General features: G+C 31.3%; 25 protein-coding genes and 1 other RNA gene. 4 read left to right on the top strand and 22 right to left on the bottom strand.

What is annotated here, in order from left to right; genetic code table 11:
- The 9 genes from msrB to AB1J10_RS02280 form a co-directional block, all read right to left on the bottom strand.
- Nucleotides 1-429 carry a peptide-methionine (R)-S-oxide reductase MsrB gene (msrB, locus tag AB1J10_RS02240; RefSeq protein WP_046208264.1) on the bottom strand — a complete coding sequence of 143 codons (429 nt, stop codon included), beginning with the start codon at nucleotides 427-429 and terminating at the stop codon, nucleotides 1-3.
- Nucleotides 422-949 carry a peptide-methionine (S)-S-oxide reductase MsrA gene (msrA, locus tag AB1J10_RS02245; protein ID WP_107365635.1) on the bottom strand — a complete coding sequence of 176 codons (528 nt, stop codon included), beginning with the start codon at nucleotides 947-949 and terminating at the stop codon, nucleotides 422-424. Before msrA ends, msrB begins: the two co-directional genes overlap by 8 nt.
- A gap of 129 nt (nucleotides 950-1078) precedes the next feature.
- Nucleotides 1079-1918, bottom strand: coding sequence for a DegV family protein (locus AB1J10_RS02250; protein ID WP_046208262.1), 840 nt, complete (start codon nucleotides 1916-1918; stop codon nucleotides 1079-1081).
- Between the two features lie 9 nt (nucleotides 1919-1927).
- A complete protein-coding gene (locus AB1J10_RS02255; protein WP_046208261.1) occupies nucleotides 1928-2413 on the bottom strand; it encodes a dihydrofolate reductase in 486 nt (161 codons plus the stop codon).
- A 78-nt stretch (nucleotides 2414-2491) separates the two neighbouring features.
- The gene (locus AB1J10_RS02260) at nucleotides 2492-3448 is read right to left on the bottom strand and encodes a thymidylate synthase (protein ID WP_046208260.1); all 957 of its coding nucleotides are present in this window, start codon (nucleotides 3446-3448) and stop codon (nucleotides 2492-2494) included.
- Nucleotides 3449-3812: 364 nt separating this feature from the next.
- Nucleotides 3813-4250, bottom strand: a complete 438-nt coding sequence (gene brxA / locus AB1J10_RS02265) for a bacilliredoxin BrxA (protein WP_046208259.1) — start codon at nucleotides 4248-4250, stop codon at nucleotides 3813-3815.
- A 35-nt stretch (nucleotides 4251-4285) separates the two neighbouring features.
- A complete protein-coding gene (locus AB1J10_RS02270; RefSeq protein WP_046208258.1) occupies nucleotides 4286-5404 on the bottom strand; it encodes a conserved virulence factor C family protein in 1119 nt (372 codons plus the stop codon).
- 19 nt (nucleotides 5405-5423) lie between these two features.
- Nucleotides 5424-5681 carry a NifU N-terminal domain-containing protein gene (locus AB1J10_RS02275; protein WP_046208257.1) on the bottom strand — a complete coding sequence of 86 codons (258 nt, stop codon included), beginning with the start codon at nucleotides 5679-5681 and terminating at the stop codon, nucleotides 5424-5426.
- 16 nt (nucleotides 5682-5697) lie between these two features.
- The gene (locus AB1J10_RS02280) at nucleotides 5698-5892 is read right to left on the bottom strand and encodes a zinc-finger domain-containing protein (protein WP_046208256.1); all 195 of its coding nucleotides are present in this window, start codon (nucleotides 5890-5892) and stop codon (nucleotides 5698-5700) included.
- 253 nt (nucleotides 5893-6145) lie between these two features.
- On the opposite strand from AB1J10_RS02280, the gene AB1J10_RS02285 reads away from it, so the two are divergent.
- Entirely contained in the window at nucleotides 6146-6850 is a 705-nt protein-coding gene (locus AB1J10_RS02285) for a queuosine precursor transporter (RefSeq protein WP_046208255.1), read from the top strand.
- Between the two features lie 92 nt (nucleotides 6851-6942).
- Here the strand turns inward: AB1J10_RS02285 and AB1J10_RS02290 are convergent, their stop codons facing one another.
- The gene (locus AB1J10_RS02290) at nucleotides 6943-7488 is read right to left on the bottom strand and encodes an RBBP9/YdeN family alpha/beta hydrolase (RefSeq protein WP_239991605.1); all 546 of its coding nucleotides are present in this window, start codon (nucleotides 7486-7488) and stop codon (nucleotides 6943-6945) included.
- A gap of 170 nt (nucleotides 7489-7658) precedes the next feature.
- Here AB1J10_RS02290 and AB1J10_RS02295 point away from each other — a divergent pair, with 170 nt between their 5' ends.
- Nucleotides 7659-8069, top strand: coding sequence for a ribonuclease HI family protein (locus AB1J10_RS02295; RefSeq protein WP_107365832.1), 411 nt, complete (start codon nucleotides 7659-7661; stop codon nucleotides 8067-8069).
- A gap of 281 nt (nucleotides 8070-8350) precedes the next feature.
- Here AB1J10_RS02295 and AB1J10_RS02300 read toward each other — a convergent pair whose 3' ends face one another.
- From AB1J10_RS02300 to AB1J10_RS02340, 9 genes are all read right to left on the bottom strand, one after another.
- Nucleotides 8351-9232 carry a 5'-3' exonuclease gene (locus tag AB1J10_RS02300; protein ID WP_064208952.1) on the bottom strand — a complete coding sequence of 294 codons (882 nt, stop codon included), beginning with the start codon at nucleotides 9230-9232 and terminating at the stop codon, nucleotides 8351-8353.
- 15 nt (nucleotides 9233-9247) lie between these two features.
- Entirely contained in the window at nucleotides 9248-12694 is a 3447-nt protein-coding gene (locus AB1J10_RS02305) for a dynamin family protein (RefSeq protein ID WP_107520739.1), read from the bottom strand.
- A 231-nt stretch (nucleotides 12695-12925) separates the two neighbouring features.
- Complete coding sequence (locus tag AB1J10_RS02310; protein WP_046208250.1) at nucleotides 12926-13561, bottom strand: SDR family oxidoreductase; 636 nt, start codon at nucleotides 13559-13561, stop codon at nucleotides 12926-12928.
- A 246-nt stretch (nucleotides 13562-13807) separates the two neighbouring features.
- Complete coding sequence (gene rarD, locus AB1J10_RS02315) at nucleotides 13808-14713, bottom strand: EamA family transporter RarD (protein WP_369002989.1); 906 nt, start codon at nucleotides 14711-14713, stop codon at nucleotides 13808-13810.
- A gap of 32 nt (nucleotides 14714-14745) precedes the next feature.
- A complete protein-coding gene (locus AB1J10_RS02320) occupies nucleotides 14746-15879 on the bottom strand; it encodes a THUMP domain-containing class I SAM-dependent RNA methyltransferase (protein WP_369002990.1) in 1134 nt (377 codons plus the stop codon).
- Between the two features lie 162 nt (nucleotides 15880-16041).
- An RNA gene (gene rnpB / locus AB1J10_RS02325) (RNase P RNA component class B) lies at nucleotides 16042-16415 on the bottom strand.
- Nucleotides 16416-16551: 136 nt separating this feature from the next.
- Entirely contained in the window at nucleotides 16552-16902 is a 351-nt protein-coding gene (gene gpsB, locus AB1J10_RS02330) for a cell division regulator GpsB (RefSeq protein ID WP_046208247.1), read from the bottom strand.
- A 12-nt stretch (nucleotides 16903-16914) separates the two neighbouring features.
- Nucleotides 16915-17481 (bottom strand): DUF1273 domain-containing protein, encoded by a 567-nt coding sequence (locus AB1J10_RS02335; protein ID WP_046208246.1) that lies wholly within the window; start codon nucleotides 17479-17481, stop codon nucleotides 16915-16917.
- Nucleotides 17478-17816, bottom strand: a complete 339-nt coding sequence (locus tag AB1J10_RS02340; protein WP_064208949.1) for a DUF1798 family protein — start codon at nucleotides 17814-17816, stop codon at nucleotides 17478-17480. The genes AB1J10_RS02335 and AB1J10_RS02340 overlap by 4 nt, the downstream gene beginning before the upstream one ends.
- 250 nt (nucleotides 17817-18066) lie before the next feature.
- On the opposite strand from AB1J10_RS02340, the gene recU reads away from it, so the two are divergent.
- Together recU and AB1J10_RS02350 are read left to right on the top strand one after the other, a co-directional pair.
- On the top strand, nucleotides 18067-18693 hold the full coding sequence (gene recU, locus AB1J10_RS02345; RefSeq protein WP_046208244.1) for a Holliday junction resolvase RecU: 627 nt from the start codon (nucleotides 18067-18069) through the stop codon (nucleotides 18691-18693).
- A complete protein-coding gene (locus tag AB1J10_RS02350) occupies nucleotides 18690-20897 on the top strand; it encodes a transglycosylase domain-containing protein (protein WP_107365820.1) in 2208 nt (735 codons plus the stop codon). The genes recU and AB1J10_RS02350 overlap by 4 nt, the downstream gene beginning before the upstream one ends.
- A 245-nt stretch (nucleotides 20898-21142) precedes the next feature.
- Here the strand turns inward: AB1J10_RS02350 and AB1J10_RS02355 are convergent, their stop codons facing one another.
- From AB1J10_RS02355 to AB1J10_RS02365, 3 genes are read right to left on the bottom strand one after another with little or no spacing between them, the layout of a single operon-like run.
- Nucleotides 21143-21478, bottom strand: coding sequence for a YpoC family protein (locus AB1J10_RS02355; RefSeq protein WP_064208947.1), 336 nt, complete (start codon nucleotides 21476-21478; stop codon nucleotides 21143-21145).
- Between the two features lie 5 nt (nucleotides 21479-21483).
- Entirely contained in the window at nucleotides 21484-22143 is a 660-nt protein-coding gene (gene nth / locus AB1J10_RS02360) for an endonuclease III (RefSeq protein WP_046208242.1), read from the bottom strand.
- A complete protein-coding gene (locus AB1J10_RS02365) occupies nucleotides 22133-22807 on the bottom strand; it encodes a DnaD domain-containing protein (RefSeq protein WP_371090942.1) in 675 nt (224 codons plus the stop codon). The genes nth and AB1J10_RS02365 overlap by 11 nt, the downstream gene beginning before the upstream one ends.
- Between the last annotated feature and the right edge of the window lie 98 nt (nucleotides 22808-22905).

The following is a 22905-nucleotide window of genomic DNA, read 5'->3' on the forward strand; positions in this document are numbered from 1 at the left end:
TTATTTTTCAAAATGTGGTATTAAATCTCCGTAACCTAATTCTTCCAGTTTTTCAAATGGTATAAATTGCACGGCAGCTGAGTTAATACAATATCTTAAACCGCCACTTTCAGTTGGGCCATCATTGAAAACATGTCCTAAATGGCTGTTCGCATCTTCAGAGCGTACTTCTGTGCGCACCATACCAAATGTTTTGTCAACGAGCTCTATGATTTCATCATCATCTAAAGCTTTTGAGAAACTAGGCCAACCACAGTCTGATTCAAATTTTTCTTCTGAGGTAAATAAAGGTTTACCAGAAATTTTATCAACATAAACCCCTTTTTCAAAATGATTCCAATATTCATTTTGGAAAGGAGGCTCTGTTCCATCTTCTTGAGTTACCAAGTATTCCATTTCTGTTAAATCATTTTTATTTTTCTTAATCATATTGTTTCCCCCAATGTTTTTCTATAAAACTTTTTCTGCCAGAACCACGTTGATATTGCTCATAATGCAATGGATTCTTTTTATAGTAATCTTGATGATAGGATTCAGCAGGATAAAAGTTTTTGTATGGTTTTATGGGTGTAATTACGGGTTTATTAAATATTGCCTGCTCATTTAACTCTTGAATTTTTGCTTCTGCAGCTTTTTTTTGTGCTTCATTATGATAAAAAATAGCTGGTTGATAATGTTCGCCTCTATCAAAAAATTGACCGCCATTATCAGTTGGATCAAATGTTTTAAAATAAACATCTAAAATGTTCTCGAAGGAAGTAATTTCAGAGTTATATTTGATTTGTACTGCTTCTACATGGCCGGTTTGTCCATGACTAACATCTTCATAAGAAGGGTTTTCAACATGTCCACCGCTATAGCCAGAAACAACATTTTCAATGCCCGGATAAGAGGTGAACGGTTTTACCAAACACCAGAAACAACCCCCAGCTAATGTCGCATATGCCATGGTATACCTCCTTTTTTATTATCTTGTCATTAAGTTATCATTATTTTCAGTGATAAGCTATTAAATTGTTTTGAAAATTTAACAAATGAAAGAATAATTAAAACGAACCTTAATTTATTATAAATTAGTTTATGATTTTAAAACAACTAGACCTATTGCGCCTTCTCCAGTGTGTGTTGATATTATAGGTGTTGTAACATTTGTATCATATTCAGTGATATTAAATTCTTCGGTAAAATGCTTTTTAATTTTATCCACAAATTCTAAAATATTAGCGTGTGCGATACCGATAGATTTAATTTTTTTATCTCCTAAAAACGTACTGATTTCTTTTTTTAGAAATTGAATACTACCATTTTGAGTACGAGAATTATGAATGAGTTCAATTTTACCATCGTCAAGCGTCCCAATTGGCTTAATTTTCATCATATTACCAATTAATCCTTTCGTTTTACTGATTCTACCGCCTTTGATTAATTGATTTAATTGGCCAATAACAACATATAATTTTATATTACTTTGTAAGTCAGTTATTTTTGAAACAATTTCTTCTGATGAAAAACCTTGGTTATTCCAATCTACAACATGTTGGACTTGATATCCTAATCCAAATGAAATAGATTTTGAATCTATGACAGTTACCGTACTATCTGTCATTTGACTTGCTTGAAGTGCGGTTTGATAAGTACCGCTAAGCCCTGATGTCATGTGAATACTAATGATTTCAGAACCATCTTTGCCTAATTCATCATATAACTCAATAAAATTACCGATAGCTGGTTGACTCGTTTTTACATCAGCATTTTCTTCTAATTTTTTTATATATGCTTCAGAGGAAATGTCTACTTGATCTACATACGACTTACCATCAATAGTTAAATTAAGTGGGATGACATGTATATCATTATCTTTTAAATAAGCATGAGATAAATCTGATGTTGAATCAGTTACAATTTTCATTTTCATTATTCTTTCCTCCTATGTTGTATCTTTACGAACTAAATGTAGAAATGTATGTGGAATCGTATTTTTTTCATCTAATGTTCCCGGAATAGAAGATTCTACTTCCCATTCTTCAAATGTATAAGGTGGAAAGAATGTATCTCCATTATATTTATCTTCAATTACTGTAATATACATATCATCGACTTTATCAATCATTTCTTCAAATAATGTTTGTCCACCAAAAATGAACACATGGCCTGGCAAATTATATATTTCGTCAATTGAATGGATAACATCTACACCGTCATGTGCGAATGATTTATTTCTTGTTAATACTACGTTTTTTCTATTAGGAAGCGGCTTTCCTATAGAATCAAATGTTGCACGGCCCATAACAAGTGTATTGCCAGTGGATAGTTTTTTTACATGCTTTAAATCATTTGGTAAATGCCATGGTAGTTGATTATTTACCCCAATAACACGTTGCTGATCGTGAGCAACAAGTATAGAAAGTGTCATAATTTCCCTCCTAATAGTAATATAATATTATCAGTAAATATATTAAATTATTATTAATACTAATCATTTTTTAAAATTTTATACAGCTATTGGTGCTTTAATTGCTGGATGTGATTCATAATTTACTATTTCTAAATCTTCATAGTTAATGTCAAAAATAGAGTTATCTGAATTTATTTTAAGTTGTGGTGGCGCATAGCTTGTACGAGACAACTGTGTTTCAATAGCTTCCATATGATTTGTATAAATATGAGCATCGCCGAATGTGTGTATAAATTCCCCCACCTCTAAACCACATTCTTTAGCAATTAAATGTGTCAGCAAACTGTAACTAGCAATGTTAAATGGTACACCTAAAAAGATATCTGCACTTCTTTGATATAATTGGCAACTTAATTTACCATCTTGGACATAAAACTGAAACATTGTGTGACAAGGTGGTAATGCCATAGTATCGATTTCAGTTGGATTCCAAGCTGAGACAATATGGCGTCTTGAATTCGGATGATGTTTAATTTGTTCGATAACAGTTTTTAACTGATCAAAATGATTGCCATTTTTATCTTCCCAATCACGCCATTGTTTGCCATAAACATTTCCTAAATCACCATATTTTTTAGCAAAAGACGCATCATTTAAAATTAGCTCTTTAAATTTACGCATTTCCGCTTTATATTTTTTATTAAATGCCTCATCGGTTTGGGCTCTATGACCAAAGTTTGTCATGTCTGGACCTTTATAATCAACTGAGTTAATATAATTTTCAAACGCCCATTCATTCCATATATTATTATTATATTGGAGTAAATATTTAATATTTGTATCGCCTTTGATAAACCATAGTAATTCAGTTGCAATCAATTTAAATGATACTTTTTTGGTAGTTAGCAATGGAAATCCTTTTGACAAATCAAACCTTAATTGATGTCCGAATTTTGAAATAGTACCTGTATTTGTACGGTCTTCTTTTTGCTTTCCTATTTCTAATATTTCGTTACAAAGATCATGATAGGATTGATCAAATGTATTTAGCATGACGAACACACTCCTTTCAACAGTAAAGTTATTTATAGTTAATCATATTTTAAAATACCAATAATTTAAAGAAATAACCACTAGTAAAGTGAAAATATGAGTGGAATTTGAGAATAAAATATGTATTCAGTTTATGCCTTAATAATATTGGCTGGTTGTTCTAATGATTATGATAAATAATTAGAAGTATTATAAACTTTTTAAATAGTTATAATCAATAAAAGGATGACCTAGAAACTACTCAAAAAACAGTAAAAATATGCTCATTAAATTAATGCATGATAAGTATTAAGGATGTTGTACTTGTTATTAAAGCAATTTAAGGCTGAGACATTTATTTATATCTCAGCCTTGGTCTTATTGATTAATCACAATAATCATCAAATATGTCTTTAATATCCATACAAATATCTTGTATATCTCTACCTTCTATATGTTCTCTTGGCATAAAATGTTTTAATTCTTTTCCTTTAAACAATGCATACGATGGACTGGACGGTACTTGTTGAATAAAAGCGCGCATTTCTTCGGTTGCTTCTTTATCTTGACCGGCAAAAACAGTCACTTTATTTGTTGGTTTTTTTTCATTTTGTTCTGCAACAGTAACTGCAGCAGGTCTTGCCAATCCAGCAGCACAACCACAAGTTGAATTAATCACAACAAAAGTTGTTTCATCTTCAGATACATTATTCATAAAGTTATCAACATCAACAGCAGTTTCTAAACTGTTAAAGTCGTGATTTGTGAGTTCGCTGCGCATTTGTGTTGCGAGTTCATTCATATATGCTTCATAAGCATTCATTTATAACACTCCTATTTCATTTAATGATAGTTTCTTTAGCTATTATTTCGATTTGCAATTTGCTTCCAAACGGAACCTAATGCCTCATCGCCATTTTCAATTCTTGTTATAGCCATTTCGATTTGCAGCTTCACTTCATAGGCTGAATCGTCAGCATGTTCACGAAGTGAATTTAACTGCTCTGGCCCACCTTCATCAAAAATAAACATTGCTGCTCTCCATCTGACTATTTTATGTGGATCGTCTAATGCTTTTTCCATTTCTGGTAATGCTTGTTTGAAACCTAAATCGCTTAAACAATCACCAGCAGTTCTTCTTACTGCAGGGCTTTTATCGTTTAAGCCTTTATAGAGGTATGGGAGTACGATTTCATCTTCAATCATTCCAAGGAGTATAATTGCTTCACGTCTTAATGGTGTTTTCTGTTCATCACTCACGACCTCACCGAGCAACGGTAAATCTTCAATTGTAGGTGTTGGGAATGATTTTAGCATTCTTAATCGTTCTTTCCAACTTTCAGTTGCTTGATATGCTTCCAATGTTACATGTCGGTATTTAGTTTCAGGAATTGTAACGTTGGATGCTAAAGCTTCTTCAACTCGTTTTTGCAATTGATCTTTAGGATAGATTGCCGTTATTTCTTCAACGACGTCTTCCATTACCTCTGAGAGTTCGCCATAGCGTATTCCAAAATCTTCCCATTTACGTTGGAACACAACATTATCATCATCTTTCTGTGCAGCTAACATGCTATCAACATATATTTCAGGTAATTGTTTACGTTGTTCTTCTGAACTTGTCGTTAGTTTAATTTGATAAGGAATACCTTTGAATGTCAAAACCTCTGCTTTTACTTCACCAAAATGTTCATCTGGTTGTGCTTCGGAAGTTATTTCTTGTTCATCATTGAGTGTTGCTGTTACTTTTGGTAAAACATCTTCCCAATCAAATTTTGGTTTTTTATCTACAGCCAAAAAATCCATTACATGAAATATAGATTTAACACCATCAATTGCTAAAACATCATTGATAAAATCAGGTTGCCCTTCTGCGACTGATGAATAAGTATTAGACTGGTTATCTTCTCTTTTTTCACTTAGTACAATTTTCATTGTATTTGGACTTGGTGTAGGTTCAACACGTACTATTTCCATTAAGGCACCCTCCTTATGTTTATATTTCTTCTAGAGCTTTTGTGATGTTTGGTAAAAGTGTATCCCAATCTACTTCTGAATTTTTATCTACAGAAATAAAATTCATTGCTTGAAATATAGATTTAACACCTTCTACATCTAGTACTGCATTGATGAAGTCAGGTTGTCCCTCTTTAACTTTTGTATATGTGTTAGGTTTGTTATCCCCACTATCTATGTTTAAATCAATTTTCATCGTATTTGGATTTGGTGTCGTAGCTATATTTATTATTTCCATAATCGTATGCTCCTTTTTATTGTAATTCATTGCCAATTTGCTTAATTTGTTTTCCGACAGAACATTCATTAATACAAAAATGATGTGCTTGTGTTTTGCCGTTTGTCTTTTTTATATGACGTTTCAATAAACACGCTTTACAATATGTGTTCATTAATTGGTCTATGGCATCAATTGCCTCTTTTTCAGAATAGGTTAGAATACGTTTCACGCTCCTGTACTTCTAAAAATGAATTATAAGTACCCAACTAGTTAATTTATTATAAGATTTGAGACTTGTTGATATTATATCATTTGTAACAACGATTGTTTAATCATTAATATGAAATATAACATTAGTATAAATATTTAAAAAATCAGTTGAAGTTTGAACTTGCTTTTTTAATATTTTCTAGTAAAATAATGTAGTTGTTTATTTTGCGGTTTCTAAACACCCGCATTATCAAAATTTAGGAGGAATAAAATTGTTTAATGAAATATTTGGCGTTATTACTTTTTTAGTAACATTCATATTATTAGTTACTATGTATCGTTTGTTTGGTAAACATGGTTTGATTGCATGGATTGCTATTGGCACCATTATAGCTAATATCCAAGTTATTAAAACAATCGATATTTTTACTATTTCAGCAACCCTGGGAAATGTTATGTTTGCATCTATCTATTTAGCAACTGATATTTTAAATGATATTTACGGACGCAAAATAGCTAAACGTGCAGTTTGGTTAGGTTTTTGTTCGACATTGGTGATGATTATCGTGATGCAATTTTCGCTTCATTTCACGCCTTCCCCGGTAGACAATACACAAAAAGCATTAGAATCTATTTTTAATATTGTTCCAAGGATTGCTTTAGGTTCGGTTATAGCATACATTATTGGACAACATTTAGATGTATTACTTTTCTCATTAATCAAAAAAGTGTTTAGTTCAGATAGAACATTTATTATAAGAGCTTATGGTAGTACTATTTTAAGTAATATCGTGGATACTGCGTTATTTGTCATCATTGCTTTTTTAGGTGCAATGCCAAATGAAGCGGTATTTGAAATCTTTATTACAACATATTTATTAAAAATTGTTTCTACTATCTTTAATGTTCCTTTTGGTTATTGGGCAAAATCAATGTACCGAAAAGGCAAAATACAAAAATTAGATGAAGGTTATTAATGACATGTTTTAATATAACTGAGGAAAAGCCCGTAAATGATTAACAGATAAGTTCATTTACGGGCTTATTTATTTCTGGTGATTTAATATAATTATAATATTTCAATTATCTTTTCTTTTAAGAACTTGAATGTGTGATACCCTTCAGTTTCTAAAAAGTGGCCGTTATGATTTATATAATGTGTATTGACATTTAATTGTTTTGATAATCTATCTGTCGCGTCTATATTCACTACTGGATCATTTAAAGCACCAATTGTAATAATGTGTTGCGCACATAATTTATCGAGTTTTATACGTGTGTTATCTATATATTGATTTAATTCGGGTATGTTCGATAACTTTTCGTTAAAACCTGAAACTAGAAAAAGGCCTTTTATTTTTGAATGAGGCTTAACAGAAGTTAAATAATGTAATATTGATATGACTCCCAAACTATGTGCAACGATAATAGTTTCTGAATTCAATTTACTTTGAATAATATCATCTATTGCTTGACACCATGAATCAAGTTCAGGATGATCAGAATTTGGTAAGTGTATAATTTTAACATTATAACCATATGCCTCTATTTGTGAGGCTAACCATTGAAACCAATGGCTTTTTGTACTAGCTTGATAGCCATGTATAATAAACATATTTTTCAATTAGATCATCCTTTATTAAATTAATGTTGTGCTTTTTTATTGACGGTAATAGCTTACGTTACATTGATGTATTTTTCCAAGAAAAATGCATCTACATGATTATACTTATTTATGTTCTTTTGATAATATAAAATTAACTTATTAAATTTGAAGGTGAATTTATGGCGAAAATATATTTTGATGCTGCTACAGCAGGCAATCCTGGTCAAAGCGCATGTTCTATCGTTATCATTACTGAGCAAGAACGATTGCATTATGACTGTAATTTAGGAATCTTAGACAATCATAGTGCAGAATGGGCAGCTTTCGTATTTGCATTGGAATGTGCAAAACACCATGGGATTACTACAGCACTCGTATACACTGATTCGAAATTAATAGAAGATAGTATGAACAAAGGACAAGTAAAAAATAAGCAGTTTATAAATTACTTGCTTAAAATAAAATCATTAGAGTCATATTTTGATTTATTGTTTGTTAAATGGGTTCCAAGGAATCAAAATAAAGAAGCAAATCATCATGCCAAAAATGCCTTATATAAAATTACTAAAACAAGAGCAAAAAAGCGTTAAATCAAAACAGTATCTTAACAATTCAAAGTCAGTAGGATATTTGAAAACTTATTATGACGAAAATCAGAAATAGTCCCTTTCTATAGTGAGAAACTTTTAATAGATGATTCTAAACACATTTTTTGAATTTAAACCTTTATTTTAAAATATATGAGTGTGACTACAGGATAGAAGGATATCATTTTTATCTCGTTAAACATGTACGATGAAAAGGATTAGACAATAATTATAAAGGACTCGTACGTATTTATTTGAATACGTATGAGCCCTTTAATTTTTATTTAACTAAAATGTGTAGCTAAGTATTTTCCTGATACATAGAGTTCATGTTCTTTACAAATATTTAGTATTTCAGCTAATTCCGTCCCAAACTTCATGTCGTTTAATAAATCAGAAGTATTAATAGGTACTTCTGTATGAATTTTAGCTAGTGATTTAGAAAGTTTCAAATTGTATAAATTATCTTCTATTTTATGTCTTTGACCAGGTGTCAATTCGTTTAAAGCGTCAATCACTGCTTCAACAGAACCATGATTTTGAATAAGTTTTATAGCAGTTTTTTCACCAATCCCTTTAACACCAGGATAACCATCAGCACTATCTCCCATAAATGCTTTAACATCTATTAATTGTAGCGGATTTAATCCATATTCATTTTGAAATCTGTCTAATGTATAGCGGTTGTATAAGTTAAATCCTTTTTTAGTTAACCAAATTTCAACATTAGGATTAATACATTGTAGAATATCTTTGTCACCAGTGATTACAAAAATTTGATTTTGTTGTGAATATTGATGTGCCAAAGTGCCTATTACATCATCTGCTTCATAATTTTGGACACCAATATTTACAAATCCAAATTGGTTTGATATTTCTTTAACATAATCAAATTGTGGTATCAATTCTTCTGGTGGTGCGGGTCGATTTTGTTTATATCCGTCAAACATTTCATTTCGAAATGTAGATTTACCCATATCCCAACACACAGCCACATGTGAAGGTTGTATTTCGTTTATCGCAGTAAATACATGACGAACAAACCCTTGAACACCGTTTGTAGGAATACCTGATGAATTTCTCATGAATTGTTTGTGTAGGCTAGTTGCGTAAAAATGACGAAACAGCAGAGCCATACCGTCTATTAATAATATCTTTTTGGACATCGTAAGTACCTCTTTCTAAATTAACAACTGAGCTTTTAATTCGCTATTTGTTTCTTGGAGTTGTTTTATTAAAGAATGATCCATTTCAAATGCTAAGAGTTGTTTAATTTGTGTGTGTATATCTTTTTCATACTGATTGAATTTTATTTCTGCATCATTATTCAAATTATTCACGATTTCAATTAATGCTTTTCTTAATTCAGCTATACAAGGTTTAAGTTGTACGAGCGTGTTTTGAGTTATTGTGGTTTGAACTTCATTTTGCATTTTTGGCTGCAAGATGTTCTTTTTCGTTAATGATTTAGGCAAAGCGGAAAGCATTTGACTTAAATCAATTTTTAAATAAGGATCGTCTAGTTCTATATTACTCTTATTAAATTCAGGTTCAATGAAAATGTGTAATTGCTCTAATTTTTGTTTTAAAGGAGCAATTTCTTCATGTATTTGTTGAATGAAATACTTTTTAACACGTTCCACTAGTAAGGATTGTTCTAAATACAATCTTTGATGAATTTGATCTAAGTATTGCTTTGTGGAATGACGTTTTGCTTCGTTAAAGTTGTTGCTCTGTGTCATTTGCCCATTATAAATTGATTTAACTTCATCTAACAACTGAATTTTCAAACGTTCATTGAGGTGATAAATTTGATCTTCAACTTCATTTGAAGCACGCTGCACGGCAATTTGTAATATATTATTATTCAGTAATATTTGATTATGATACTGCTCGAGTTTGTTTTTACGTTGCTTAATTTTAGATTGATTATGCTGTGCGTCTTCTATCATTTGGTCAAATGCTTCTGAAATATTGGTTAATTGTTTCGTCATTTGTTGTTGCAATATATCTTTAGACTCAACTTGAGTAAAATAGTTTATACTATTTTTTAGTTTATCAATTCCTAAGTCTCCTGTTTTTAAAGCTTCTCGACTCGAAACTGCAAAAATGTCCGAATTCATATTTACTTGGTTAAGTGCATCACTTACATAGTTTATGACTGCATTTAAGTCTTCTTCAGTTTCAGCTAAATCAGTTGCATTTATGACCATTTTAAATGCTTGATTTTCACTTAATTGGTTCATTTCTTTCATATGTTCTATAAAGCGTTTGTCATTATCTGTGAATGAATGATTAAAATAACTTACATAAAGTATTAAATCTGAAGAAGTTAAAATCTTTTCTGTTTCATTTGTATGACGTTGATTATTGGAATGTAACCCAAGTGAATCTACGATAACTTTATCTTTCAACCAATCGATAGGTAATTTCAAATGAACTGTATTTACAAAGGTTGCATATTCGTCTTCTGCACTCCATTTTTTTATTTCATCCCGTGCAATGGTATGTGTTAAACCTTGTTCTAGCATTTCTTGATACATCGCATAATGTTTCTCAATCGCATTGATAAATGCTAATTTGTTTTTTTCTAAAGATGCTGTTACTTTTTTTGTGTTTTGATTTAAAAATGCCTCAATTGAATCAAAAGTTTTATTTTCCAATTCAAATAATTGGTTTAACTCTTCTAAGATTTGCTCAGGTGATTTAAGTGTAATTTGACTTTCTTCACCGTATGTCAGTTCTGTCATTGCTGCTGTTGTAGGATTTGGTGAACTAACAAGATATGCATCGCCTAGTAGTGCGTTGATTAAACTACTTTTTCCAGCACTGAACGTCCCGAAAACACCTATTTTAATGATTTTATGATTTAGGCGTTTCAGTGTATCGTTGATATCTTGTTTTGTTTGTTCGAATAATGGAATATCTTTTATCAAGTTTAATGAATTTTTTATATCTTGAATTGAAGTATCCGTTGTTTTTGTTTTAGTGGTATTAGAACGATTCTGTTTTTGAACTTCTGAATGCTCTGGTTTAGCTTGATATGTGATTTCTTCTCTATCTATTAATTTATCTAGTGAATCATCAATATGAATGTAGTAGTGTCTATAATTTTGTGTTTCAAGTGATTCTCTTAGATTACGCAACTCCATAAATTTAACATAATCATTGTAATCTTCTACTTCTTCTGTGCCAATGTCGTTTGCTTGAGAATGGCTGATTGCTTTCTCAAATAATGGTTCAGTTTCTTTAATAATAAATTGTTTAATAGATTTCATTAAGTCATCTGAAAATGTTAAAACATATTGATTACTAATAGATATTTGCATTTGATACAAATCATCTATGAGATTTGGAGGCATTTGATAGTGTTGGTTTAAAATCGCATCATTTACTTCGGATGAGTTAATAAATCGCGTTAAAAATGACATATCTTCTCTCAAAGGTTGGCGTATTTCTTGATTTACTTTTTTTTGTAATTGCTCAAGTAATTCTTGAAGTCTAATTTGTTGCGTTTCTAATGTTTTTTTCTTTTTATTGAATATGCCGCCTACTTTAAAGTCTTTAGTTTTGCTCTCTAAATAAGTTCTTATTTTTTCTCTAGTATCATGCGTCATAACATATGCATTGTCGAGAATCGCTTTACGCTTTTGTTTTAAGAAATCATACAATTGATCAGGGTTATTAAGTAACTTCGCTTCTTCACTTACTTGTTGATGTTGTTGAAAGTTTAAATATGCTTGGTCAAAGTCTTCTTCAAATATATCTAGCTCATTTAGAATCGTTTGAATTTCATGTTGTATAAAAGATAGTTGTTCGTCTGTAATAAAATTCACAGTACGCTCCACATAATCCGCCATTGATTCTCTATGTTGATCTTTATCGATGAGATAATCTGAAAGTGCTTGAATTTGGTTGTGTTCATGTTCAAATTTAGAAACATAAAATATTTGATCTAATTTGATTTCCCATTCAGCAATTGATTTTTCAACGCGTTGTTTAAATGTGTCGAATGGAATTTCCGATTCATGATGTTTATCTATTTGGTTGATAACAAAAACGACCGGAACACCAGCATAGTTCAGCTGTTTCATAAATTGAAAATTCATTGCAGATTGAACATGGTTATAGTCTACTGTGTAAAATAAAACATTACTTGTATACATAAATTCTTCAGTACTAGATTGGTGTGTTGATACATTTGAATCAACGCCTGGAGTATCTTGAAGTGTGAACCCTTTATTAAATTTATCAGAAGAAAATTTAATTTCTACAGATTCAACGTCAATATTTTCACGATTCATTTGTTTAACTTCATCGTAGTTTGTTAATAAAGTATATTTTTGGTTGTTCAAATTAGCTATAATACCTGGTTCATCTGATACAGAGACAATTGCTGTGTTACTGGTTGTGGGCACTGGTGAACTTGGTAGTATGCTTTCTTCTAGTAGCATATTGATAAGTGTGGATTTGCCTGCTGAAAAATGGCCGACAAAAGTAGCAGTATACTGTTCTAAAAATATTTTTTTAATGACTTGATTTATAATATGAATCAATCTATGATTGTTTGATTTTTCAACCTCTTTTTTTAATTTATATAGTATATCGAGTTGCTTCGTTTTAGACATGTTATGTATCCCCTTTATTACTTATATGTAATTAATTTCTATTGTATAACAAATTAATGTGCGTCTAAAGTAAGTTAGCAAAATTAAATTGTATTTAGCAATGTTTTATAAGTAGAAATGTAAAAAGTATTTTCCACTTATTGAATGTGACTTAATTTAAAATTAAAAATACCACCTTAACTGGTGGTATTCGCAATCATTAATAAATTAGTCGATTTTACAATTTTATTTTTATTTCCATCTTGGTTTATTAAAATCAGTATTAGGTTTGTTAATACCAATGTTTTCTTTTAAATACAGTTCAGGGTTTTTGGCAATTTGGACTGCAACAGCAGCAACACTTTTTCTGGAAACTTCTGTTCCCTTAAATAATTCATTTTTATGAGTAATCTCATAATCAATTTCGTTAATATCTGATAACCATGCAGGTCTTAAAATAGTATAATCGAGGTTTGAACTTTCAATGATATCAGCTGCTTGTTTATAAATAGGTAAGTGATTATGGATTTGTTTATTTACCCATTCACCAAATTTACCTGGTACCTCATTGTAAATACCAAGAGCCGCTACAAATATTAAACGATCAACGTGATTTTGTTCCATAGCTTTAACAATAGTACTTGCTTCTTTATCTAATTCACCAGAAAGGCTAGCAAATACAATATCTACATCTTCCATTGCACTGTTAACATCCTCGAAGTTTGTAGCATCTCCTTCACGTACACGGATGCGATCTGATGCATAATCAGGTAATCTGTTAGCGTCTCTTAAAAATAATCTCAGCGTATATGAGGTGTTTTCTAAAAAAGAATTAATAGCTGCTTTAGAAATAGCTCCATTTGCCCCTAATATTAATACTCTCGTCATATAATCACTCCATTATAATATATGATTAAAAATAATAGTGTATATAATAAATTTTCGATTGGTTCACTTTTTATCTAATTTTACAATACTACAAATGCATAATTTATACTAATGATATATTTGCGACATTGAATATAATAAAATGACCGATTTGATATGTAAACATGTTTTGAACAATTTCAAAACATAATAAAAATCGTAAAGATAACTTATATAAAGTTACCTTTACGGAATTGAAAATATCGTTTAGTGAATAACAGGGTTATTATTCTTTTTAATTTTTACATATTGTGAAATACTATAAATTACAATGCCAACCCAAATAAAAATAAATGTAATAAATTGATCGATGCTAAAAGGTTCTTTGAATAAGAAAATACCTAATACAAACATAATTGTCGGTCCGATATATTGTATAAAACCAGTCAGTGATAGCGGAATTCTACGGGCGCCAGCTGAGAATAGTATAAGTGGAATTGCCGTTACAGCTCCTGAGAAGATTAACCAGAAAGATGAGGTATTATAGCCAAACGTTAAACTACCTTGTTGCCATATGTACCATAGGTATATAATGCCTGCTGGTGCAGTAACAATGCATTCTATTGTAATACTACTGATTGCATCAATCGGTACGATTTTTTTAATCAATCCGTAAATACCAAATGAACATGCTAGTAGTAACGAAATACTAGGGAATACACCGACTCTTATAGTCATATACAAAACACCGATAACTGCAAATCCAATGGCAATCCATTCTAATTTATTAAATCGCTCTTTAAGAAAAATTAACGCTAATAGAATACTTACGAGTGGATTAATGTAGTAGCCTAAACTGGATTGCAATACGTGGCCATTCGTAACAGCCCATATAAAAGTGCCCCAATTAATTGTTATTACATAACCAGCAGCTATGATAGCAATGAGTTGTATAGGATTTGCTATGAGCTGTTGTAAATCACGTTTAAATGGTGCTGTATTGTTAGTGACGACTACCACTATTAACATAAATATCATTGAAAGTATAATTCTAAAAGCTAATATTTCAAAAGCACAAATATCTTCTATTAAATCCCAATATATAGGTAAAATCCCCCATAAAATATATGCACCAAAAGCAAAAAATATGCCTTTTTTAAACTCGTTATTCATTTGTCACACCTCTTTCTGATTGCTCATGCAGTCTATTTTTTAGGTTTTTTACTCCCCCAGTACTGATAGTAAGTACACTCTATATAACCATTAAATAACTTTCGTCTTTTGGTTGCTTTTTGATTAACTAAAAATTCAAATTCATTATTACTTGTTAAAATATAAGTTGATAAGTAAGGATGCTCCTGCATTAATTGGCCGATATAACGATACATTTCTTCCACTTCTGCTCTATCGCCAATGCGTTCACCATAAGGTGGATTGCCAATCAATGCAACTGGTTCTGCCGACTCAATTGATAAAGTGTTAACATCTTGAACTTTAAAGTTAATAATGTCTGATAAGCCAACCTCTTCAGCATTTCTACGTGCAATTTCTATCATTTCTGGGTCAATATCTAATGCATATATCTTTAAAGGTCTATCATAATTAGCTTGTTGATCAGCTTCATCTCTCAATTTATCGTATAATCTATCAGGCATAATATCCCATGTTTCTGAAACGAAATCTCGATTAAAACCGGGTGCAATATTTTGAGCAATTAAACATGCCTCAATCGCAATCGTTCCAGAACCACAAAATGGATCAATCAATGGTGTATCACCTGTCCAATTTGCTAATTTAATTAAACTAGCAGCAAGTGTTTCCTTTATAGGTGCTTCACCTTGAGCTAGTCTATAACCACGTTTGTTAAGTCCTGATCCAGAAGTATCTATTGTCAGTAGTGCTTTATCCTTTAATAGAGCTACTTCCACTGGATATTTAGCTCCCGATTCATCTAGCCACCCTTTTTCTTGATAAGCAGATTTTAAACGCTCTACAATTGCTTTTTTAACGATTGCTTGGCAATCTGGCACACTATACAAAGTAGATTTTACACTACGACCTTGTACTGGAAAGTTTCCTTCTTTTTCGATGATTGTTTCCCAAGGGAGTTCTTTTGTCTTTTCAAATAATTCATCAAATGTTGTTGCATTAAATTGTCCAACAACAATCTTTATTCTATCAGCAGTTCTTAACCATAAATTACATTTAACTATTGCTGCTTCATCACCTTCGAAAAAGATTTTGCCGTTTTCTACTGTTGTTGTATAACCAAGTTCTTGAATTTCCTTAGAAACAACTGCTTCTAACCCCATTGGGCACACAGCTAATAATTGATACATTGTTTTGCTCCTTTTTTAAGTAGATTTAATTTTATTTTATCAAAAGTTATTTTAAATAGATATGACCTTACTTCTGTTCTGGATTATATTAAGGCTTTATGTTAAATTTAAACATTAAAAAAGCTCTCCTAATTGGGAGAGCTTGGGGTCTAGTAATGATGTTTCTATAAGCCATGTTTTGTACCTTTGTACTGCCAACGTGTACTAGTTACACTCGTACGCTGGTGGTAACCATCTGTCTACATACTTTTAAAGTATGCCTTATTTATACGTTGAATTCCGTTAAATAAGTGCTCCTACCTAATTTGGATTGCTCACTCGAGGGGTTTACCGCGTTCCACCTTTTATATTTCTATAAAAGCTACGTCACTGTGGCACTTTCAAACTATTTTAACCGTATCTAAAGACTTAGGTTATTTCGTTGCCGTCAACTTAATGCCTTGACTTATTGTTTCATCAAGCACGAACACTACAATCATCTCAGATTGTGTGAGCATGGACTTTCCTCTATATCGCTATAGCGATTACCCAAAACACCATCTTTAAGAGTATATCATTTTTCAAAGATCAGAACAAATAAAAATAAGATAAGTTTTGAGAAAAACAAAACTTATCTTTATGTACGCAATTATAACTACTTGGACATCGCATTTGTTATGATTGCTTGTTTTATTATTTACCAAAAACTGCTTTTTCTAAGTTTGAAATTCTTTTTAGTATATCGACGTTGTTATTATTAGTAGCATTGCTTGCAGCATTCCCATTTGCTGAAAAGTTTTTGTTTTCTTGTGGTCTTGAAGTAGCCACACGCAATCTCAATTCTTCTAGTTCTTTTTTTAGTTTATTGTTTTCTTCGGAAAGTTTAACAACTTCATTATCTAAATCTGCCATCTTTTGATAATCTGCTATGATGTCGTCTAAGAAAGCATCCACTTCTTCCCTTCTATAACCACGTGTCATAGTTTTTTCAAAATCTTTTTCATAAATATCTTTAGCTGATAGTTTTAATGAAACATCTGACATATTTTTTCCACCTCATTCGAAACTTTGTTCTTGAGACCACTGTAAATCGTTGATAAATTCTGTTAATTCATCAAACGAAACAATGTCACAAGTATAATTTGTTTTTTCCATAAAATCAACTAACATTTGCTTAAAGTATTTTGGACTAGCTTCTTGTTCTTCATCATATATTAGTAATGTTTGATCTGTATGGTCGAGCATAAATTGATCTGTTTGTTTAAATTGGTGTGGTCCCACATATGATGTATGAAATACACTATCTACAAAATCAGCATGCTGTACAATGTGATTATATTTTGCTTGATTCTGTTCATTCCATCTATCTGTGTGGCCATAAAATGGTGTAACGACACCAAGTTTAAGATCAGGATACGTTTCTTTTAAATCAATTACTACTTCAGCAGTCCATAATTCTATACCCATCTGTCCTTGTATTAATACCCATTCAAGTCCTTCTTCAATCAATGATTTTAATTTATGTGCTATAAATTTTTTTAAATATGAAACTTCAGGTGCGTCATCTTTAAAGATATTAAGTTCAAATGACTTGTAGCCAGTCACATAAATTGTCTTTATCATAATTTAGCATCACTTCTTTGTATATAACTTAAATCGTATTGTACTGCCTTGACTTTTTCAGTAAATAATTTCCGGCTAGTCCTTTTAAAATGACATTCAACGGACAGTGATTCAATATTTGAAATAAGTAAATCAAATTTTTTCTTATTCATATAGGATAATCTTAGTATTTTAGGTTCGAAGGTGCTAAACGTTTCTAACAGATTATCTATGTAACTCGTAAATGGAACAACATCTTTGTAAAAGTCATAATCTATATCTTTCGATTTGACTGTTTCGTATCTATTTTGCATCTTTTGTACATCATTTAAGAGTTGGGTAATTAATTGTTGCATGAAGTTTCCTCCTACATATTAAATTTACCATAAATGAATTTGATAGTCATTTGAGAAACAACGAACTTACATTTATGTCATATTATAGGCTTATTTATAGGGAAATATTGTTTAATTGAGAAAAGCACGTTAAAATAAATATTGATGTATGTACAGATACATTGCTTTATATTTCATAGTTTGGAAAAAATGACTGTTTTCATGTATAATGGAAAAAGTTTTTGAAACCAAATTAAAGTGGTGAAAAACAATGAATTATCCAAATGGGAAACCATTTTACGGAAATAAGTCTCAAGTCGGACGAACTTATAAGGATGATAAGAGTAAAATAAATTATGGTGGCAGAGGTATGTCACTTGAGAGCGATATTGAATTATCTAATACGCACTATTTGAAACTTGGGCAAGCTGTTATACATAAAAAGCCCACCCCTGTTCAAATAGTTAATGTTCATTATCCTATGAGAAGTAAGGCGGTAATTAATGAGGCTTATTTCCGAACGCCTTCGACTACTGATTACAATGGTATTTATAAAGGGCACTATTTAGATTTTGAAGCGAAAGAAACTAAAAATAAAACTTCATTTCCATTGAATAATATGCATGAGCACCAAGTGATACATATGGATGCTTGTTATGATCAAGGAGGTATTGTTTTTTTATTAATTCGCTTTAAATTATTAGATGAAGTTTATTTATTGCCTTATTGCAAATTTAAATATTATTGGCATCGGTACAAAAAAGAAATTAAAAAGTCGATTACGGTTGAAGAAATTAGAAAAAATGGTTACTATATTCCTTATCAGTATCAACCAAGATTGAATTACCTCAAAGCAGTTGATAAGTTGATATTAGATGAAAGTGAGGACCGCGTATGACGGAGAAAAAAAGGACTTCTGATTCAAAAAAGAATGATAAGTCCGGAGAAAAAAAGAATAGGAATATAAAAAGAACGATTATTAAGATAATCGGATTTCTCATCATAGCCTTCATTGTTCTAGCATTAATTGGTATTTTGTTATTTGCATATTATGCTTGGAAAGCACCAGCATTTACAGAATCAAAATTACAAGATCCAATTCCTGCTAAAATATATGATAAAGATGGCGATTTGATTAAAACGATTGATAATGGGCAAAGACGTGAACATGTTGATTTAGATGAAGTACCTAAAAACATGAAAGCAGCTGTCTTGGCTACAGAAGATAATCGTTTCTATGACCATGGTGCACTTGACTATAAACGTTTGTTTGGTGCAGTGGCTAAAAACTTTACGGGAGGATTTGGTTCACAAGGTGCATCGACATTGACCCAACAGGTAGTTAAACGTTCATTCTTAACGGATCAAAAATCAATTGCCCGTAAAGCACAAGAAGCTTACCTATCATATAGACTTGAACAAGAATATAGTAAAGATGAAATATTTGAGATGTATTTAAATAAAATTTACTATTCTGACAGTGTTTATGGTGTGAAGGCTGCAGCTAAATATTATTTTGATAAAGATTTAAAAGATTTAAATTTAGCTGAATCGGCTTATCTTGCTGGTTTACCACAAGTTCCGAATACTTATAATATCTATGATCATCCAAAAGAAGCAGAATCACGTAAAGATACTGTTTTATACTTAATGGAATATCATAATCGTATTACTAAGAAGCAAAAAGAAGAAGCACAAAATACATCATTAGAAGATAATTTAGTAAAACGTGATTCGGAAGAACGTCAAGTTAGTGATAAAAGTTCAAATCCTGAATACGATTCTTATGTTAACTTCGTAAAATCTGAATTAATGAATAATAAAGCATTCAAAGGTAAAGATTTAGGAGAAGTTCTTAACAGTGGTGTTAAAATCTACACAAATATGGACAAAGACGTACAACAAACACTTCAAGATCGTGTAGATAATGGTGGTTACTATAAAAACGAAGACCAACAAGTTGGTGCTTCTATCGTAGACAGTGAATCTGGCGGATTAGTGGCAATATCAGGCGGTAGAAACTATAAAGATATTGTTGATAGAAACTTAGCTACAGATGCACACCCTACTGGTTCATCATTAAAACCATTCTTAGCTTATGGCCCTGCTATAGAAAATATGAATTGGGCTACGAACCATGCAATTCAGGATGAAGAAGCATATCAAGTAGATGGTGTTACCTTTAGAAACTATGATACTAAAGGTCACGGCGAGGTTAAATTGTATGACGCTTTACGTCAAAGTTTCAACATTCCAGCATTAAAAGCATGGCAATCTTCAAAAGAGAACGCTGGAAATGACGCACCAAAAGATTTCGCAAATAAAGTAGGTTTGGAATATGAAGGAGATATTGGACCTTCTGAAGTATTAGGTGGTTCATCATCAGAATTCTCACCTACTCAATTAGCATCTGCTTTTGCATCAATTGCAAATGGTGGCGAATATAATAATGCACATTCTATTAAAAAAGTAGAAAAAGAAGATGGGGAAACAATTAATTACGATCACACAAGTAAGAAAGCAATGAAAGATTCCACTTCTTATATGCTTGCAGAAGTACTTAAAGGTACATTTGAAGCATATGGTTCTGCATATGGCCACGGTATATCTGGTGTAAATGTTGCAGCCAAAACTGGTACAGGTACTTATGGTGATCAAACTTATCAACAATATGGTTTACCTGACGATGCTGCAAAAGATGTATGGATGAATGGTTTCACGCCAAAATACAGCATGTCTGTGTGGATGGGCTTCAAAGAAGTTAAACAAGGCGGCGTAAATTCATTTGTTGGTCATGACGAACAAGAATATCCGCAATATTTATTCGAGGATGTAATGAGTAATATCTCACCAAGAGACGGCAAGGACTTTAGTAAACCTGACTCAGTAAATGGTGATAGTAAAGACAGCCTATCTGTTGCAGGACATCCTGATGACAACACAACAAGTAATAAGCCTCGAGGACAAGGTGGAAGCAGCAGCAGTAGTAGTAATAATAGCGGTGGTAGCAATAATAACAACAACAATAACAATAATGCATCATCAGCTAACTCGAACAGTAATAATGCAAATAATTCTACTGGCTTATCAAGAGCACAATAGTGTCCGAATAAATTTTTGAATAAGTAACTAAGTGCTTAATAAACACTTGATTATCATTATTCTTTACTAACAAATAAACGCCAATTTCTATTGAAATATTATAGAAATTGGCGTTTTCTTTATTTTATAGAGTTTTCGTAACTAATTGAAGATTGATGGCTTTATATGAGTGAGCAACTGACTATCAAGTATTGAGCTTTCGCTCATGCATAAGTCCCACTAACCCAACAAGTTGGGAAGTGGTTTTAAGGATTACCTTTGTTTTTTCTACGTATTTGATAGGATGCATTCATTTTTATTAATTCTGATTTGACTGTCTTCATTTGACTGTAACCCATAAAATGGTATTTACGGGCAAGCATATATTGATAACGCTCTTTAAAATTCATTGGTACAACTGGATAATCGTTTAATTGTTCAAAATCAATCGTATGAATGTGATTGATTTGTTTAAAAAAAGACTCAATCATATCAAAGTATTTATCAATTAATACCTTGGCTTCAGAAGAATTTAATTTCTTCTGTTTAGAAAATAAATCTATTTGTTCTTCTAATTGTTTAAACGCTTCTTTTGAAATCAATTGTGTCACACTTCTTTCAAACTGGCTTTATATCTTTTTTGCCCTTCTCTACATTCATTAAATAAGGGGCATATATCACATTTAGGGCTACGTGCTAAACAGTGATAGCGTCCGAAGAAAATAAGTTGATGATGTGTTTTATTCCAACGTTCTCTAGGTACGACTTTACACAATTTATCTTCTACTTGTCTAACATTATCTTTCCACCTACAAATGCCTAAACGTTTAGCTACACGTTCTACATGAGTATCTACTGCAAGTGAAGGCTCATTAAAAGCAACACTCATCACTACGTTTGCTGTTTTACGCCCCACTCCAGCTAGACTTTCAAGTTCGGCATGTGTTTGCGGAATCACCCCGTCGAATTTATTTAGTAATGACGCACATAATTTTTGAATGTTTTTAGCTTTATTTCTGTATAAACCAATGGTACGCAGATCATTTTCTAATTCTGATATATCTACATTTAGATAGTCTTCAGGTGTTTTGTATTTTTTGAAAAGCTCTCTAGTGAGTTTATTTACAGAAACATCTGTAGTTTGTGCTGATAATAGTACCGCAATTGTTAGTTCAAATGGGTTATCATGTACGAGTTCACATTCAGCGTTTGGGAACATATTAGCAATGACATCGATCATTTCTAAAGCTTTTTTATTACTTATCATCTTGATTCTCCTCATTTAGCCAATCAAATTTAGGCACTTTTTTAACAGTATGTTTCATTTTAGGTTGGTTAAACTGTTGACTTATTTTTTTGGAATCCTCAATGGTTTTTACATTGTTTTTTTTCCAATTTAATAAAATTCGATCAATGTATTTAAAACTCATTTTGTTCTGACTTTGCGCTTCATCTAATGCTGCTTGAATCACACTTAAGTCGTGTTTATCTATGTCTAACCATTGGTTTAATGTTTCGATTTCATACGGTGATAATGGTCTACCAAAAGCTTGCTCAATCTGTTGGAAAAGTTTATTGAATTCAAGTTCAACTTGTTTTTGGTTACTATTATTATTAACGTGTTGCATAATATCATTTAGTTTATGATAGAACTGATCGAGATTCATATATTCAGTGAATTTACCTTCTTCGTCTTTGTTAACATTTAACTCTAATAAATCACGTTGAATAAGATTTTGTATAATAGCAGTAATTTCTCTAGAATCTAGTGATGTGCCTTTTTGTAAAGATTCAATGGATGGTTGTTTATTGGTCGTTTCCGACGCGTAAATTAATTTTATTAAGATAACTAATTCACGCTCATTGATACCTAATTCATTATAATGATCTAGTAATTCTTTGCGAATTACAACAGGTCTAGTTTTAAGCATATCGATATTCAAAAGCACCCCTCCTTATCATGTGTAAATATTATAAAAAAGTCCAGCCGTAAAATAGACTGGACGTAGTTTAGGTAGTTTCTTGTATT

This window comes from Staphylococcus cohnii species complex 1663 (assembly GCF_041008415.1).
GTDB lineage: Bacteria > Bacillota > Bacilli > Staphylococcales > Staphylococcaceae > Staphylococcus > Staphylococcus ureilyticus.

Bases quoted from the DNA above. Each gene is read 5' to 3' on its own strand.
- msrB (WP_046208264.1), bottom strand. From the start codon at position 429: ATGATTAAGAAAAATAAAAATGATTTAACAGAAATGGAATACTTGGTA.
- msrA (WP_107365635.1), bottom strand. From the start codon at position 949: ATGGCATATGCGACATTAGCTGGGGGTTGTTTCTGGTGTTTGGTAAAA.
- AB1J10_RS02255 (WP_046208261.1), bottom strand. From the start codon at position 2,413: ATGACACTTTCTATACTTGTTGCTCACGATCAGCAACGTGTTATTGGG.
- AB1J10_RS02260 (WP_046208260.1), bottom strand. From the start codon at position 3,448: ATGCTAAATACATTTGATCAATCCTATCATGATCTTTGTAACGAAATA.
- brxA (WP_046208259.1), bottom strand. From the start codon at position 4,250: ATGAATGCTTATGAAGCATATATGAATGAACTCGCAACACAAATGCGC.
- AB1J10_RS02270 (WP_046208258.1), bottom strand. From the start codon at position 5,404: ATGGAAATAGTACGTGTTGAACCTACACCAAGTCCAAATACAATGAAA.
- AB1J10_RS02275 (WP_046208257.1), bottom strand. From the start codon at position 5,681: ATGGAAATAATAAATATAGCTACGACACCAAATCCAAATACGATGAAA.
- AB1J10_RS02290 (WP_239991605.1), bottom strand. From the start codon at position 7,488: ATGTTTATTATACATGGCTATCAAGCTAGTACAAAAAGCCATTGGTTT.
- AB1J10_RS02295 (WP_107365832.1), top strand. From the start codon at position 7,659: ATGGCGAAAATATATTTTGATGCTGCTACAGCAGGCAATCCTGGTCAA.
- AB1J10_RS02300 (WP_064208952.1), bottom strand. From the start codon at position 9,232: ATGTCCAAAAAGATATTATTAATAGACGGTATGGCTCTGCTGTTTCGT.
- AB1J10_RS02305 (WP_107520739.1), bottom strand. From the start codon at position 12,694: ATGTCTAAAACGAAGCAACTCGATATACTATATAAATTAAAAAAAGAG.
- AB1J10_RS02310 (WP_046208250.1), bottom strand. From the start codon at position 13,561: ATGACGAGAGTATTAATATTAGGGGCAAATGGAGCTATTTCTAAAGCA.
- rarD (WP_369002989.1), bottom strand. From the start codon at position 14,713: ATGAATAACGAGTTTAAAAAAGGCATATTTTTTGCTTTTGGTGCATAT.
- AB1J10_RS02320 (WP_369002990.1), bottom strand. From the start codon at position 15,879: ATGTATCAATTATTAGCTGTGTGCCCAATGGGGTTAGAAGCAGTTGTT.
- gpsB (WP_046208247.1), bottom strand. From the start codon at position 16,902: ATGTCAGATGTTTCATTAAAACTATCAGCTAAAGATATTTATGAAAAA.
- AB1J10_RS02335 (WP_046208246.1), bottom strand. From the start codon at position 17,481: ATGATAAAGACAATTTATGTGACTGGCTACAAGTCATTTGAACTTAAT.
- AB1J10_RS02340 (WP_064208949.1), bottom strand. From the start codon at position 17,816: ATGCAACAATTAATTACCCAACTCTTAAATGATGTACAAAAGATGCAA.
- recU (WP_046208244.1), top strand. From the start codon at position 18,067: ATGAATTATCCAAATGGGAAACCATTTTACGGAAATAAGTCTCAAGTC.
- AB1J10_RS02350 (WP_107365820.1), top strand. From the start codon at position 18,690: ATGACGGAGAAAAAAAGGACTTCTGATTCAAAAAAGAATGATAAGTCC.
- nth (WP_046208242.1), bottom strand. From the start codon at position 22,143: ATGATAAGTAATAAAAAAGCTTTAGAAATGATCGATGTCATTGCTAAT.
- AB1J10_RS02365 (WP_371090942.1), bottom strand. From the start codon at position 22,807: ATGCTTAAAACTAGACCTGTTGTAATTCGCAAAGAATTACTAGATCAT.